Here is a 14949-nt window from a genome sequence, read left to right as displayed (position 1 = left end):
TAAAACTTATTCTCAGGAGAGACGATGAAACGCATTGCTTACCCGCTCGCCGCCCTGGCGTTGCTCGCCCTGTCGCTGTTCGGCGCGCCCGCCGCGCTGGCCCAATGCACCCGGGTTTCTCCCGCGATCGATTCCGGTTGCGATCCCTGCGGGGTGGGCACGGCGCTGGGCCGGGTCAACCTGACCAGCACTTACCTGCAGCCCGTCGGCACGCCGCTCGGCACCAGCGTGTTCGATCTTACGTCCGGCACACGCTACCCCGATCCCAACAAGGTGCTGTATGAATGCGACGCCAGCGATGCGGGGCAGATCTATGAAGTCTTCGCCACCAACGGCGACGATCGCGTCGGCGGCTATTACGATCTGGGCGCCCAGGACGGCAACCCCAACTACTACGCCACCTACTTCCCTTACGTCGGCATCCGCCTGACCCATCTGGATTCCGGCAAGGTTTTTACCCGCTACTGGCAGTCGGCGCCGATTACCCGCTACGCCACCGTCGGCAGCAAAATTCAGATCCGGGTGAAAGACTTCAGCGCCATCCGCGCCGATCTGATCCGCATCAGCTCGCTGCCGGGCGCGGGCGCCAGCAACTATTGCGGCTACAGCGCCGGCAACCCGCTGGTGGGCATGGCCTCGACCACCGGCAATTCGAACTATACCTGCACGCAGCCGAACGGCTATGTCACCTTTCAGGGGCCAGGTATCGCTTCGGATCCTATCGGCAGCGATTCCGCCACCAACTACGCTACCTGGGGCACCGGGCGCTGGAACGCGATGGGCATGGGCACCGCACCGATCTCCTCATTGACCTATACCGCCACCTGCGTGGCGCGCAACGTCACGCCGCTGGTGATCCTGCCGACCATCTCCGTCAGCCAGTTGACCGCCGGGCAAACCTCACAGGCGCAGCTCACTATCAATATCGAATGCGACAACGCCGCCGTGTCCGGCGTCAGCAGCAACAATACCGCCCTCGGCCTACAGGTGCCGTATGAAAGCTATGTCGCGGCGCAGCAGCTCGGGCTGGTCAGCGCCAACGGCGGCGTGAGCTACCTGCTCTCCAGCGGCTACGGCACCGACAGCAGCGTCGCCACCGGCGTGGGCATCGCGCTCGCCAACGCCGGCAACGGCGCGCCGATGAATTTCGTCGGCTGGGCGCGCTGCAGCGCCGGGCAATGCCCGCAGGGCAACGACGCCGGCTGGTACCCGGTGCTCAACGGCGCCAGCGGCGGCGGCAGCACCGCGGCGGGCTTTACCCACTACACCACCCAGCTCACCGCCACGCTCGCCCGGCTGCCCGGACAAACCGTCACCGCCGGCAAAGTGGACGCCAGGGCCTACGTTTGGGTTAAGGTGCAATGATGAGAAAGAAATATCTGACGATGGGATGCGCCCTGCTGCTGGCGCTAGCGGCCATGGGCGCGCAGGCGGGCATCATCGCCTCCGCCACGCGGGTGATTTTCCGCGAAGGCGACACGGAAAAAACCCTGATGTTGCTCAACACCAACGGCTATCCGATCGTGGCGCAAACCTGGGTCGATAACGGCGACGTCAACGCCGCCCCCGAACTGTCCCGCGCGCCGTTTGTCACCCTGCCCAGCGTTTTCGCCCTGCCGCCTTCGGCGCTGAAAGGGCTGCGCATCCTGTTTGCCGGTGCTAACCTGCCCGCCGACCGGGAGTCGGTATTCTGGCTCAACCTGTATGAGATCCCGCCTAACCCGCCGACCACGCCGCCGCTGGCGTCGCGCGTGACGCTGGCGATGAACACGCAGATGAAGATCTTCTACCGGCCCAGAGCGCTGCAGGGGAAAGCCGAGAACGCAGCCGAGGCAGTTTCGTTCACGCTGCAAAAATCACCGGGCGGCTATCTGCTGCGCTGCAACAACCGGTCTGCGTTCTATCTCTCCTTCGCCCGCATAAGCGCACACATAGGAAAACGTGATTACCCGGTGCGGCAAGAAAGCGACATGATGACCGCGCCGTTCAGCATACGGGATTATCACCTCGACGGCGTTGCAGCGCCGACACTCCCTTCTCAGGTCACCGTTCAGGCCACTCTCATCAACGACCAGGGCCAACAGATCGTCAAGCCATACACAGCAAACCCATAACGATAAAAAGCAGCACATTTTTTTAAGTACAGGAAATAGGGAAAATGAGTCTAAGCAGATTCCAGCTACAGTTTCATCTGGAGAAACAGGCCAACATCATCAGACAGTCACCGGCGTTCCACGCCGCCATCGTCAAGCACGGGGAGTTATTGAAAGAGACCTACAAAAAACATCCGCTGTTTTACAAAATCATCTTCAGGAACAGCCGGTTCATTATTTGTTCCACCATCCTGTCCATTTATTACCACCAGCCCGCCGCCGGGTTGAAAGACATCAAGGCCTTTTTTAAAGGGAAGAATATGATCAGCGAGAATTCTCTGGATTCCTTTCTGTTCTTCTTGCGGGTCGGCCGTCGGCTGGAGGTCAAACCCTGCGAATATGACAAACGCCAGCTGCGCTATAGGCCGACGCCGAACGCACTGGCGGAAACCCAGGCGCTGATCGCCTCGATGGCGCGGCCCTATCAGGCGCTGGCGCCGCAGATGCCCATCGCGGCGCTGCTGGCGGAGCCCGACTTTCTGCCCGCCTTTTTCGCCGCCTACGGGCAGCTGATGCTCAAGGAGATCTACCTGATCGATCTGGTGCCGCAATCCGCGCTGTTTATCAGCAAAGACGCCGGCCACATGGTGCTGCTGATGCTGCATATCGAAAGCATCCGGCAGAACTCCCCCTTTCTGCTGCTCTCCTCGGCGAAAATCGCCAAGTCGTGTTCCGTCTCCCGCGCGCACGTGAATCGCATCCTGCAGGCGGCGGAAAAATCCGGCCTGCTGACCACCACCAATAACGTGGTGATCGAACTCAACAGCTCGTTCTTTATCATGGCGGAGCGCTATTTCAGCCTCTATTTCGCGATGGTCGAATGCGGGCTTGAACGGGTTTGGCACACGCCGCAGCCCGCCGAAAGCCCCTGAGTCGCTTCACCGTTCATGCAGCACCTTATCGATCAGCCCCCAGACCGCCGCTTCGTCGGCGGTCATAAAGCGATCGCGATCCAGCGCCCGTTCCACCGCTTCATCGCTCAGGCCGCAATGTTGGGCGTACAGCCGGATCACCCGAGCTTTGGTGCGCTTCATCTCTTCGGCGTGGATCAGGATATCGGACGCCTGCCCCTGAAAGCCGCCCAGCGGCTGGTGCACGTGCAGGCTGGCGTTAGGCAGCGCCATGCGGTGCCCCGGCTCGCCGGCCATCAGCAGGAACGAACCCATCGAGCGTGCGGTGCCCATGCACAGCGTATGCACCGGCGCGCGGATGTACTGCATGGTGTCGTAAATCGCCAGCCCGCTGGTGATCGCCCCGCCCGGCGAGTTGATGTACAGGTGGATCGGTTTTTCCGGATTTTCCGCCTCCAGAAACAGCAGCTGGGCGCACAGCATTTCGGCCACGTCGTCGTTGACTTCGCCATTGAGAAACACGATTCGGTCGCGCAGCAGGCGCGAATATATGTCAAAGGAACGTTCTCCCCGGCTGGTCTGTTCCACCACCATCGGGACGAGCATCATCTTCTCACGCATCGGTGAACTCCTGGGTTGGCAACAAAGAGAAATGTGTTTAACGCGTCAGGCGGCGCGCATCACCGTCGTCGGGCCGTCGTTGGCGGCGTCTGGCTGGTGGGTAATCCGCAGCACACTGCCGCAGTCGGCGTTCGGCACAATCTGCAGGGTCACGACGCTTTCGAGAAACGGCGGTTGATCGTCGCGCAGACGGTAGCTCACCGCCTCGCCCGGCGTGGCGGCCAACGGTTCAGCCTGCGCCAGGTCGCCGGTCGGCAGCCATTGCTCGCGCAGCTCGGGAATGCTGAGCGCCCGCCACACTTTTTCCGGCGGCGCATCGAGCGAATATTCCAACACCAGCCGGTCGTGCAGCGGCGGCTCAGCCCGTTTGTTCATTGATCCATGTCCTTCAGCAAGGTTTGCAGCGCCTCGATGCGCGCCGGCCAATAAGCGCGGTACTTCGCTAGCCACTGCGCGATCTGCGCCAGCCCGTCCGGGTCGACCTGGTAATTGACGCAGCGCCCCTGCTTCGCCTCGCACACCAGCCCGGCGTTGCGCAGCACCGCCAGGTGTTGCGACATCGCCGATTGGCTGATGGGCAGCCCTTCGCGCAGCGCGCTGGCGTTCATGCTACCGGCGGCGAGTTTGTCGAAGATGCTGCGGCGGGTCGGATCGGCCAGCGCCTTGAAGATGTCATTTTCGTTCATACAAACACATTAGTACTCACTTATGTATTATGCAAACGCAGAGGCAGGATTATTTACGCAAGGCGAGACTCCGCGCCGGGGCGCGGAGTCGATATGTGAGCAATTACAGCGGTTTATTGCATGCGGGCGTGGTCAGCGCGGGTTGACCGGCAGGCGCCCCCTCCTGCGCTTCCAGCGCGAGACGCGCCAGCGGCATGTCTTCGTGGTAGCGCGCTTCGGCGTTCAGGCTCTTCGAGTAGCGGTTGTACTTCCACCAGGCGTAGCCGAGGAACACCACCAGCCCGCCGACGTTATAGAACACGATGGTCATGATGCTGGCGCCAGTCGGGAACGTCGAGGCGAAGAAGCCGACGGTGAAGATGGCGATCAGCACGCTGACGATGGCGATGCCCTGCAGGCGCGAGCCCATTTTGAAATCGCGCGCCACCCGGTCGTACTTCAGCCGCAGATTCAGGTAGGCCAGCATGATGAACAACGGCGGCAGCATCGAAGCAGCGGCGGTCATGTTGATCAGCGTATTCATCAAATCCTGTACGCTGCTGGAACCCAACGTCGGGATCAGCATCAGCGGGATGACGATGAAGAACTGGATCCAGGCGGCGCGCGTCGGCACGCCGTGCCGGTTCAGGCGGATGGTTTTCTCGCCGAAAATGCCCTTCGGGATCTCGGTGAAGAAAATCTTCACCGGCGCCGCCGTCCACATCAGCAGCGAGCCGAACATGGCGGTGAAGGAGACGATGCCGACAAAGCGGTTCATCAACACCGTCGGCAGGCCGAAATGCGCCGACAGGCCTTCGAACACCTGCACCGTGCCGCCGGTAAAGTGCAGGTCGGTGCGATGCACGAACACGTTGATCAGCAGCGAAGACACCGAATACAGCACGCCGATGAACAGCCCGGAAACGATGATCACCTTCACGAAGGCGCGGCTGCCGCCTTTCACATCGTTCACGTACACCGCCACGGATTCCGCCCCGCCCGCCGCCTGGAAGATCCAGGCGGTAATGCCGAGGAACGCCCAGTTGAAGTTCGGCGTCATCGCCTGCACGTTGATCGGATCGGCCGGTTCGATGCCGCCCAGCACCGCCGCGCCCGCCAGGATGATGTAGGAAAACGTCAGCAACAGCATCAGCGACGAGGTGACGGAGGTCATCGGCCCCAGCAGTTTCGCGCCGCTGTTGGAGATGTAGGTCGAGAAGGCGAACAGGAAGATACTGATGATCGCCGTGGTCAGCGGGGTAAACACATAGTCATAGCCCAAGAACGCGTACGAGGCGTAGGCGATGACGCGCGGCAGCAGCGCGGTGAAGAAAAACAGATTCACGAACCAGTAGGTGTAGGCGGTGATAAACGCCCAGCGCCCGCCGAGCGCGCTTTTGACCCAGGCATAGACGCCAGCCTCGGAGTTGCGGTTGAGCGAGACGAACTCGGCGATGATCAGGCAAAAGGGAATGAAGTAAATGATCGTCGCCACCAGGAATACCGGCGACGAGGCGATGCCGAGCTGAATATTGTTGTTGATCACGTTGTTGAAACTGAACACTGCCGCAAACGTCATCGACAGCAGACCAAACTTGCCGATGGTGTTTCTGTTCGACGCAGCCATAGAGATTCTCCGAATGGTGTAGGGGACTTCGGTTTGTTGTTATCGATCGGCGGTCGCGCTATTTGTTGATGAAATAGCTGTCTTCCACCGTCACTTTTAAAATGACTTTTTTTACCTTGCCGCTTTCTTTGAAGCGGTGAGCCTGGTGGTTTTCGAAGATCACCACGTTGCCTTTACCAACCCGGCGCCTCTCGCCTTCGCCGCTGAAAAACTCGCGGTCGGTTTCGTCCTGATAGGGCGCCACCGTCGCCAGCGTCCGTTTGTCGGCGACTTCGACGATCTCTTCTCCCTCGAGGTAGTAGTGCACGTCGAAGTAGCGGCGGTTGCCCTCCAGCCAGCCGTGCTGCCGGCCGGCGCCGACGCTCAGCCGATACGTCAGCGAGTCGCCGATCGAATGGCACACGTTCGGGCTGATGCGATCGACATTGGCGATCGCCTCCATGCAGCGCAGCCATTTCTTGCCGCTGTGATAAATGCGCTGAAACTCCGTCAGGGATTCGAGAATGATCATGCGTTTTCCTCCGCAGACTGCGGGTGATGAGGGGCCGGCGCGTAGTCATAACCGGCGAGCGCGGCGCCGTCCGTTTGCCGGCCGTCGAACGGCACCAGCGTGAAGCCGTAGCTGAACGGCGCCAGATAGACCCGGTGGGTATCCAGCACCTCGGAGCCCCAGGAGTTGGAGCCGAGGCCGAGCACCTGATCGTCCAGGTTCAGCGTCAGGCAATCGTCAGGCTCCAGCTCGTTGATGTGCTGGGCCTGATGCAGCATCTCGGCGCTGTACGGCCACAGGCTGAAGTTGATCGGCCGCCGCGGTTGGATGAAGATCCCCTTGCCCGCCGCGTCCTGCAGGCTCAGCCAGCGCACGTCCTGCCGATTGCCGTTGTCCTGCGGGAACGGATAGTGTTCGAACAGCGCATCGGCGCGCTGCCGGTAGCGGCCGATAAGGTTGGCCCGGCAGCTGTCGCGGTAGTTCTCACCCGGCCCGCGGCCGTAGTATTCCACCTGCTCGAAGCGGCGGCTGATGCCGAAATCGAGACCGATTTTCGGGATCACTTGCCGGAAATCGCCGTAAGGCTCCCCGGCCAGATCCAGGCTGACACAGCCCTGCGGAGAGATGCGCCAGCGATAGGTGCAGCGCATGCCGAAGTCGAACACCGGCGGCGCGATCAGGCTGTGCACCTCAAGCAGCAGATCGTCTCCCTGCCATTGCCGGCTGAGGCGGCGGAAATGCTGTTGCATGATGGGGAAGTGATACGGCAACCAAATCCCCTCATATTCCTGTTTATGGTTATCGATCACCGGTTTAAAGAAGGTGATGCGCGGCGCGCGTCCCACCATTTCTTCATCGTCTACCCGCCACGACAGCAGTTCGCCGCTCAGCAGCGAGAACGCCAGCTGGAACCGGCCGCCGCTGACGAGCAGCTGATGATTTTCCTCGCGGCATTGCAGCGCCGGCGCATCGACCACCGGTGGAGCCGGTAGCCGCGTCGCCGCCTGGCGCAGATGCTGGTAATGCCCCAGCCGCTGGCCGCTCTCGCTGTAGCGGGTGGCGCTGTCCTTATGCACCGCCACGTCGATCAGCGTTTCCCCCGGCCCCAGCGCCAGCACCGGCAGGTGCATGTCTTCGCTCTCGCCCGGCTGCAGATGCGGCAGCTTGAATTCGTAACTCGCCACCTGGCGGCCGTCGGTCTTGACGCTGACCTTCAGCGTGATGTCCGCCAGCGAGCTGAACCAGTAGCGGTTTTTCACCCGCAGCACGTCGCCTGCGCCTTCTTCCGCCGTCACTTCCACCGGGCACAGCACCTGCTGATATTCACGCAGGCCGGGGCCGGGGCGCTGGTCCGGGTAGATCAGGCCGTCCATGCAGAAGTTGTAGTTGTTCGGGTAGTCGCCATAATCGCCGCCGTACTGGTAGCGCTCGCGCCCCTGCTCGTCGTGGCTCAACAGCCCGTGATCGCACCATTCCCAGATATAGTGTCCCTGCAAGCTGGCGTGGCGGTTGAACACCGACTGGTATTCGAACAGCCCGCCGGGGCCGTTGCCCATGGCGTGGGCGTATTCGCACAGAATGCGCGGTTTGGGGTGCGGGTACTCACCGAAGGCGTTCATCATCGCCACGCGGGAATACATGGTGCTGATCACGTCGGTCACTTCGGCGTCGCGGTCTTCCTCGTAGTGGATAAGGCGGGTCGGATCGAGCGCCTTGCAGCGCCGGGCCATGGCGCGAATGTTGCAGCCGTAGCCGGATTCGTTGCCGAGCGACCAGATGATGATCGACGGGTGGTTTTTCTGCGCCGCCACGTGGCGCTCGATGCGCTCGACGTAAGCCTGCTCCCAACGCGGATCGTCGGTGATGCGGCTCAGATCGCCAACGTTGGCGAAGCCATGACTCTCCAGATCGGTCTCCGCCATCACAAACAGGCCATAGAGATCGCACAGCTCGTAAAAACGCGGATCGTTGGGGTAGTGGGCGGTGCGTACCGAGTTGATGTTGTGCTGTTTCATCAGCACGATGTCGCGCTCCACCCGTGCCATATCGACGGCGCGCCCTTTACGGTGATCGTGATCGTGGCGGTTGACGCCGTGCAGCTTGAGGTAGCGCCCGTTGACGTACATCAGCCCGTCGCGCACCGCGATCTCGCGGAAGCCCACCCGCTGCGGCACCACGCTCAGCAGGTTGCCGGCGCCGTCATACAGGCTGAGCAACAGCTGATACAGATAGGGATTTTCCGCGTTCCACTGCTGCGGACGGCTGACCGGCAGCTCGAAACGGCAGCTCAGCGCCCGCTCAATGCGCAGATCGTCGCACCACTGCTCCGCCACGCAGCGATCGCCGTCGAACAGCTGCGCCTGCAGACGGCAGCCCTCGGCGGCCGGCGATCCGAGATGGCGCAGCTCGGCGTCGATCGCCAACTGCGCGTCGCAGTAGCGCTCGTCGAAGGTGGTGACCAGCGTCAGGTCGTGAAGGTGAGTGGCGCTCTGGCCGATCAAATAGACGTCGCGGAAGATGCCGGCCATCCACCACATGTCCTGATCTTCGATGTAGGTGGAATCGGCCCACTGCATCACCCGCACCGACAGCAGGTTCTCGCCCTGCCGCACATAGGGGCTGATGTCGAACTCGGCGCACAGTCGGCTGCCCTTGCTGAAGCCGACATAATGGCCGTTGACGTACACCTCGAAGTAGGTTTCCACGCCGTCGAATTTGATCAGCACTTGCTGATCCCGCCAGCCGGCGTCGAGCGTAAAGTGGCGCTGATAGGCGCCGGTCGGGTTGTTGGTCGGCACGTAAGGCACGTCGATCGGGAACGGGAAGCCCTCGTCGGTGTACTGCAGGTGGCCGTGCCCTTCCAACTGCCACATACCCGGCACCGCCATATCGCCCCAGTCGCTCATCGGCTCACGGTAAAACGCCGCCGGCACCTGCGCCGGGTGATCGAAGAACCGAAAGCGCCAACGGCCGCTCAGCAGCTGGAAACGCCGGCTGGCGTTGCGATCGAAGCTCAGCGCCTGCTCGGCGTCCGCGTAGCTGAAGAAGCTCGCGCGCGGCGCCAACCGGTGCTCCGACTGTTTTTCAATGTTTTCCCAATTATTCACGTCACGTCTCCCGACACCTGTGCAATGCGGAAACGATAGTAAATATTTAGTAAAAACTACAGCCGATATTTACCAAATGACGACAGGATCACAATAAATCTCAAATGCCTTTTTTTATCATGACGTTAATTTTGAGCGCCAACGCCCCCCGCCGAGGCGGGGGCCGGTCAGGCGACGGTGGTGTCGCGCAGCTGCAGCGAGCTGGGAACGAAGATCGACAGCGGGACGGCGCGTTCATCGCGCAGCCGCTCCGCCAGCAGGTTGACGGCCTGTGCACCCATGGTTTCCGAAGGGATGCGCACCGTGGACAAGGCGGGGAAAATAAAGCGGGCGGTGGGAATGTCGTTGACGCTGATCAGCGCAATCTGCCCCGGCACCTGGACGCCGTGTTCGTGCAGCGCGCGCAGCACGCCGATGGCGATCGAATCGGTCGCCACCAGCAGCGCCGGCGGATAGCCATTCTGGCTTTGCAACATCGCTTTGGCGCACTGGTAGCCCGACTGGCTGCTGAAATCGCCGTGGTAAATATCCTGCGGCCGCACCACGTTTTGCTGCCGGCCATACTCGACGAACGCCTGTTCGCGCTGGTCGATGCCCGCCGGATGGTCGCGCCCGCCGATAAAGCCGATGCGCTGATAGCCGCGGCCGATAAAGTAATCGATCACCTTGCGGCTGATCTTGTACAGGTCGACATTGACGCAGTCGAAACGCTCGTCGTCCACCACGCCGTCGATAAACACCACCGGCGCGTCCTGCAGCTTAAGCTGCTCATACAGCGCGGGCTGTGGCCGGCCGATCACCAGCAGGCCGTCGGCCGCCGGCAGCGCCTTGTCGCCGGTAAAGTCGTAACCGGCGCTCAGCGTCACGCCCAGTTTTTCACACTGCGTTTCGATACCGTAGCGCATCGCCAGGTAATAGGGATCGTTGATCTCCACGCCCTGCGTATAGGTGAACAGCGCAGCAAAATGCAGGCGATGCCCGCTTTGCCGTTTGGAGGGTGCCACCTTGTATTCGAGGCGCTCCGCCGCTTCCAGGATCTTCTGGCGCGTTTGCGCCTTCACGCTCAGGGTGGGGTCGTCATTCAACACGCGCGAAACGGTGGCGACGGACACATTAGCGGCTTCAGCAATTTCCTTCAGTGTGGCCATAGAGTCCCAATGCACAGACGAAAAACGGTAGCTTAATCGGATAGCGGCGCGACGTACAGCGCCGCCCGCCCCCTCTCTTCCCAGACCGGGCCGGCGCTCGCTCATGCAAATCGTTGCCGGGCGCCTGCAGCGAAAGATACCCATTTCACCCGTTGTGATCAAGTTAACGACTTACTGATTAAAGCGTATTTTTTACTAAATATTTTACTAATATACCTGCCGTTTACCGCTCGCGATCGGGCGGACTTTATCTCTTCTCCCAGGGAGCCGGGAGCGACCTTGCGTGAGCCGCCGTTCGACTGACGCGCCGATCCATCCAACACCAGGCACATGCCCCATGACATCAATAAATCATCACGCCCTGTTGCCCTTATTACTGATACTCAGCGCGCCGGTCTGGGCGGCGCAGGACCCCGTTACCCCGGCGGAGCGCAATCAGCTGCCGCCGCCGCCGTTGTCCGATAGCGCCGCGACCGCCCTGCGCTTTTACGGCGAGCTCGGCATCGGCGGCAGCGTCTATTTGAACGGCGAACATCAGCATAAATACAGCGACGGCACCTACATCGAAGGCGGCCTCGAGATCAAACAGGGCCACTGGTTCGGCCTGATTTACGGCGAGGGCTGGACCGTCCAGGCCGACAGCCAGGGCCACGCCTGGACGCCCGGCCACAGCTGGGGCGGCTTCGAGGGTGGCCTGAACCGTTTCTACGGCGGTTACCGTACCGATGACGGCACCGAGATGATGCTTAGCGTACGCAACGACTCGTCGCTCGACGATCTGCAATGGTGGGGCGACTTCACGCCGGAGTACGGCTACGTGATCCCCAACACCCGCGATCTCAGCTACGCCGCCAAGCTGCATAACCTGACCGGGCGCTTTCGCTACAGCGTGACGGCGGCGCCGGAAAGCCGCATCGACGAGAGCAAGGCGCTGCTGCACTTCGGCAAATACGACCGCTACTCCGACAAATACACCTACCGGGCGATGATCAACGGCTACACCCAGTACGATCTGCAGGACAATCTGACGCTGCTGAACGGCCTGGAAGTGACCGACGGCCTGGGGCAGCTGTTTCTGCTGGGGCTGCGCGGCAAACACCTGGCCGGCCGCGTCTGGCACCACACCGGCAAAGGCGACAGCGGCGGCCACACCGGCAGCGAGTCGGGCCTGATGCTCAGCGCGATGACGGAAACCGCCAAAGGGCTGTACCTCTCCACCGCCTACAGCTACGCCCGCCACCGGTTTGATCACGCGGCAGATACCGCCACCTCCTACGCCCAGTTCGGCGTCTGGTACGAATATGCCGGCGGTAAGCTGGCCACCGCGCTGGACAGCAAATTCTTTATGCGCAACGACAGCACCGGCGCCAGCAACTCGGTGTTTCTGATGCAATATTTCTATTGGTAACCGTTGAGGCCCCTACGATGAACATGACTCCCCTGACGCCGCTGACCACCGCCCTCACCCTCGCGCTGACGCTGGCGGGCTGCGCGCCGAAAACGCCCGACGCCCCGCTGGCCGAACGCTACCCAAACGTTATCGATCGCCACGGCGCGCCGCATTTTATGCTCGACTATGACTTCGACGATCATCAACGCTTCAACCCGTTCTTCGATCTCGGCGCCTGGCACGGCCACCTGTTGCCGAGCGGCCCGGAAGGCATGGGCGGCTTCCCCGGCCCGGCACTGCTGACCGAAGAATACATCAACTTTATGGCCAACAATTTCGATCGGCTCAGCGTATATCGCAACGGCAAGCCGGTGTCTTTCACCATGACGGCCTACAGCCTGCCCGGCGCCCTGGTGCAACGGCTCAACGCGCCGGGGGTGACCGTCAACCTGACGCTGCGCTTCGCCAGTGCGCGCACCTCGCTGCTGGAGACGCAAATTATCACCGATACGCCGCTGGAGCTGGTGTGGGACGGCGAATTGCTGGAGCGCTACGCGGCCAAAGAGCAAAAACCGCAGCCGCCGGCGACCATCGAACAGGCGTTTCCGGACTACAAGCGCCGCATTGTGCCGACGGCGGACGGCCTGCGCGTCACCTTCGGCAAGGTGCGTGCGCCGTCGCAGCTGATGACTTCCGGCCAGTCCGAGTATCAGATCCATAAATCGCTGCCGCAGCGCACCACGGTCGACGGCCACCGCTTCCGCGCCACGGCGCGCATCGCCGGCACCACCACGCTGTACACCACCTATTCGCATCTGCTCACCGCCGACGAGGCGCAGCGCGAACAGCGCGCTATCGCCGACATCCTCGCTCACCCGCAGCGCTATATGGCCGCGTCGGCCCAGCGTTGGCAACGCTATCTCGCCGCCGGGCTCCGCAACCCGCACGCCACGGAGGAACAAACCCGCGTGGCGGTCAAAGCGATAGAAACGCTGAACGGCAACTGGCGCGGCGCCGCCGGGGCGATGAAGTTCGACTCGGTCACCCCGTCGGTCACCGGGCGCTGGTTCTCCGGCAACCAAACCTGGCCGTGGGACACCTGGAAACAGGCCTACGCCATGGCGCACTTCAACCCGGACGTGGCCAAGGACAACATTCGCGCGGTGTTCGCCTTCCAGATTCGGCCGGGCGACGCTTTGCGGCCGTGGGACGCCGGTTTCCTGCCCGACCTTATCGCCTACAACCCCAGCCCGGAGCGCGGCGGGGACGGTGGCAACTGGAACGAACGCAACACCAAGCCGAGCCTGGCGGCCTGGGCGGTGATGGAGGTGTATCGCGTCACCGGCGATAAGGGCTGGCTGGCGGAGATGTACCCGAAGCTGGTGGCTTACCATGACTGGTGGCTGCGCAACCGCGATCACAACGGCAACGGCGTGCCGGAGTACGGCGCCACCCGCGACAAAGCGCACAATACTCCCGACGGGCGCATGCTGTTTACCGTCAAACGCGGGCAACGTGAGCAAACGCTGGCCGGCCTCGACAACTACGATCGCATCGTGCGCGAGGGGCATTACGACAGCATCGCGATCCCGGCGCAAACCGCCGCCTCCTGGGAGTCGGGCCGCGACGATGCGGCAGTATTCGGCTTTATCGATCCGGATCAATTGGCGCGCTACGTGGCACAGGGCGGCAAACGCCAAGACTGGCAGGTGAAATTCGCCGAAAACCGCGCGCCCGACGGCACGCTGCTCGGCTACTCGCTGCTGCAGGAATCGGTGGATCAGGCCAGCTATATGTACAGCGACAACCGCTACCTGGCGGAGATGGCCGATATTCTGGGCAATGGCGCCGAGGCCGAGGCCTTCCGCGCCAAAGCCGATAAGCTGGCGGCCTATATCAACACCTGCATGTTCGATAAGCAGAGCGGTTTCTTCTACGACATTCGCATCGAAAGCCGGCCGTTGGCCAACGGCTGCGCCGGCAAACCGATCGTCGAACGCGGCAAAGGGCCGGAAGGCTGGTCACCGCTGTTCAACGGCGCCGCCAGCCAGCCGCACGCCGATGCGGTGGTCAGGGTGATGAAGGATCCGCGCGAGTTCAATACCTATGTGCCGCTCGGCACCGCGGCGCTGACCAACCCGGCATTCGGCGCGGACATCTACTGGCGTGGCCGCGTGTGGGTCGATCAGTTGTATTTCGGCCTCAAGGGCATGGAACGCTACGGCTATCGCGACGACGCGGTGGCGATGGCGCAGGCCTTCTTCCGCCACGCCGACGGCCTGGTCGCCGACGGGCCGATCCGCGAGAACTACAACCCGCTCACCGGCAAACAGCAAGGCGCGCCGAACTTCTCCTGGAGCGCGGCGCATCTGTACATGTTGTATAACGACTTCTTCACGCAATAAGCCGCGGCGGCCACCGTCATTGTTGCCCGGCGGTGGACCGCGTTTATGATCGGATCGGGATCACCAGCACGTCGATATTCAGCTGGTTGATGGCGTTGCGGGTGGAGGAAAACAGATTGCTCCACAGATCGTGGTGATGGCCGAACACCAGCAGATCGATGTTCTTGTCCACGACCGCCGTGCGCAGTTCGTCAACGAAGCCGCCGCGCCCGATAATCACTTCCGCGATCGGGTAATTGACGTTTTGCGTGGTGGGCTCCAGCTCTTTGCGGATCTTCTCTTCGAACGGTACACCGTCATAGCTGCGCTCCGAAAAGCCGATCGCCGCGTGGTAGGTGTCGTAGTGGACGTCCACATAGATCAGCGAGAGTTTGGCCTGCAGCGCCTCCGCCAGCAGCGCTCCCTTTTCGACCAGCCGTTTGCCGTCATCGCTCAGATCGGTGGCGATGACAATATGTCTGTAACACATAACGCCTCCTGTCATGGACTCGG

Annotated in this window: 13 protein-coding genes; 5 read left to right on the top strand and 8 right to left on the bottom strand. The window is 62.0% G+C overall.

Annotated elements, in window-relative coordinates; all coding sequences use genetic code 11:
* Nucleotides 1–24: 24 nt before the first annotated feature.
* Genes ATE40_RS06545 through ATE40_RS06535 form a run of 3 tightly spaced genes read left to right on the top strand, consistent with a single transcriptional unit; the run spans nucleotide 25 to nucleotide 3025 of the window.
* Complete coding sequence (locus tag ATE40_RS06545; protein WP_063919237.1) at nucleotides 25–1365, top strand: fimbrial protein; 1341 nt, start codon at nucleotides 25–27, stop codon at nucleotides 1363–1365.
* Entirely contained in the window at nucleotides 1365–2114 is a 750-nt protein-coding gene (locus ATE40_RS06540) for a fimbrial biogenesis chaperone (protein ID WP_063919236.1), read from the top strand. Before ATE40_RS06545 ends, ATE40_RS06540 begins: the two co-directional genes overlap by 1 nt.
* A 44-nt stretch (nucleotides 2115–2158) precedes the next feature.
* Nucleotides 2159–3025, top strand: coding sequence for a cyclic nucleotide-binding domain-containing protein (locus ATE40_RS06535; RefSeq protein WP_063919235.1), 867 nt, complete (start codon nucleotides 2159–2161; stop codon nucleotides 3023–3025).
* Nucleotides 3026–3031: 6 nt separating this feature from the next.
* Here ATE40_RS06535 and ATE40_RS06530 read toward each other — a convergent pair whose 3' ends face one another.
* The 7 genes from ATE40_RS06530 to ebgR form a co-directional block, all read right to left on the bottom strand.
* The gene (locus tag ATE40_RS06530; RefSeq protein ID WP_063919234.1) at nucleotides 3032–3625 is read right to left on the bottom strand and encodes an ATP-dependent Clp protease proteolytic subunit; all 594 of its coding nucleotides are present in this window, start codon (nucleotides 3623–3625) and stop codon (nucleotides 3032–3034) included.
* A gap of 45 nt (nucleotides 3626–3670) precedes the next feature.
* Nucleotides 3671–4000, bottom strand: a complete 330-nt coding sequence (locus tag ATE40_RS06525; RefSeq protein ID WP_063919233.1) for an SRPBCC family protein — start codon at nucleotides 3998–4000, stop codon at nucleotides 3671–3673.
* A complete protein-coding gene (locus ATE40_RS06520; RefSeq protein WP_063919232.1) occupies nucleotides 3997–4311 on the bottom strand; it encodes an ArsR/SmtB family transcription factor in 315 nt (104 codons plus the stop codon). Before ATE40_RS06520 ends, ATE40_RS06525 begins: the two co-directional genes overlap by 4 nt.
* 103 nt (nucleotides 4312–4414) lie before the next feature.
* Nucleotides 4415–5917: an amino acid permease gene (locus tag ATE40_RS06515; RefSeq protein WP_019454756.1), complete on the bottom strand. Its 1503-nt coding sequence runs from the start codon at nucleotides 5915–5917 to the stop codon at nucleotides 4415–4417.
* A gap of 58 nt (nucleotides 5918–5975) precedes the next feature.
* Nucleotides 5976–6428, bottom strand: coding sequence for a beta-galactosidase subunit beta (locus ATE40_RS06510; protein ID WP_019454755.1), 453 nt, complete (start codon nucleotides 6426–6428; stop codon nucleotides 5976–5978).
* The gene (ebgA, locus tag ATE40_RS06505) at nucleotides 6425–9514 is read right to left on the bottom strand and encodes a beta-galactosidase subunit alpha (RefSeq protein WP_063919231.1); all 3090 of its coding nucleotides are present in this window, start codon (nucleotides 9512–9514) and stop codon (nucleotides 6425–6427) included. Before ebgA ends, ATE40_RS06510 begins: the two co-directional genes overlap by 4 nt.
* Before the next feature lie 167 nt (nucleotides 9515–9681).
* Entirely contained in the window at nucleotides 9682–10662 is a 981-nt protein-coding gene (gene ebgR / locus ATE40_RS06500; RefSeq protein ID WP_025160277.1) for a transcriptional regulator EbgR, read from the bottom strand.
* A 337-nt stretch (nucleotides 10663–10999) separates the two neighbouring features.
* On the opposite strand from ebgR, the gene ygjJ reads away from it, so the two are divergent.
* Nucleotides 11000–12070, top strand: coding sequence for a protein YgjJ (gene ygjJ, locus ATE40_RS06495; RefSeq protein ID WP_063919230.1), 1071 nt, complete (start codon nucleotides 11000–11002; stop codon nucleotides 12068–12070).
* Between the two features lie 17 nt (nucleotides 12071–12087).
* On the top strand, nucleotides 12088–14457 hold the full coding sequence (gene ygjK / locus ATE40_RS06490; protein WP_084799128.1) for an alpha-glucosidase: 2370 nt from the start codon (nucleotides 12088–12090) through the stop codon (nucleotides 14455–14457).
* Between the two features lie 43 nt (nucleotides 14458–14500).
* On the opposite strand, the gene ATE40_RS06485 is transcribed toward ygjK, so the two are convergent.
* Nucleotides 14501–14926 (bottom strand): universal stress protein, encoded by a 426-nt coding sequence (locus tag ATE40_RS06485; RefSeq protein ID WP_019454750.1) that lies wholly within the window; start codon nucleotides 14924–14926, stop codon nucleotides 14501–14503.
* Nucleotides 14927–14949 lie beyond the last annotated feature (23 nt).

This window comes from Serratia surfactantfaciens, from assembly GCF_001642805.2.
GTDB lineage: Bacteria > Pseudomonadota > Gammaproteobacteria > Enterobacterales > Enterobacteriaceae > Serratia > Serratia surfactantfaciens.
The sequence above is the reverse complement of the archived record's forward strand: the minus strand, read 5'-3'. Positions and strand labels throughout refer to the sequence as shown.

Coding starts and splice junctions, on each gene's coding strand:
- ATE40_RS06545 (WP_063919237.1), top strand. CDS start 25: ATGAAACGCATTGCTTACCCGCTCGCCGCCCTGGCGTTGCTCGCCCTG.
- ATE40_RS06540 (WP_063919236.1), top strand. CDS start 1,365: ATGAGAAAGAAATATCTGACGATGGGATGCGCCCTGCTGCTGGCGCTA.
- ATE40_RS06535 (WP_063919235.1), top strand. CDS start 2,159: ATGAGTCTAAGCAGATTCCAGCTACAGTTTCATCTGGAGAAACAGGCC.
- ATE40_RS06530 (WP_063919234.1), bottom strand. CDS start 3,625: ATGCGTGAGAAGATGATGCTCGTCCCGATGGTGGTGGAACAGACCAGC.
- ATE40_RS06525 (WP_063919233.1), bottom strand. CDS start 4,000: ATGAACAAACGGGCTGAGCCGCCGCTGCACGACCGGCTGGTGTTGGAA.
- ATE40_RS06520 (WP_063919232.1), bottom strand. CDS start 4,311: ATGAACGAAAATGACATCTTCAAGGCGCTGGCCGATCCGACCCGCCGC.
- ATE40_RS06515 (WP_019454756.1), bottom strand. CDS start 5,917: ATGGCTGCGTCGAACAGAAACACCATCGGCAAGTTTGGTCTGCTGTCG.
- ATE40_RS06510 (WP_019454755.1), bottom strand. CDS start 6,428: ATGATCATTCTCGAATCCCTGACGGAGTTTCAGCGCATTTATCACAGC.
- ebgR (WP_025160277.1), bottom strand. CDS start 10,662: ATGGCCACACTGAAGGAAATTGCTGAAGCCGCTAATGTGTCCGTCGCC.
- ygjJ (WP_063919230.1), top strand. CDS start 11,000: ATGACATCAATAAATCATCACGCCCTGTTGCCCTTATTACTGATACTC.
- ygjK (WP_084799128.1), top strand. CDS start 12,088: ATGAACATGACTCCCCTGACGCCGCTGACCACCGCCCTCACCCTCGCG.
- ATE40_RS06485 (WP_019454750.1), bottom strand. CDS start 14,926: ATGTGTTACAGACATATTGTCATCGCCACCGATCTGAGCGATGACGGC.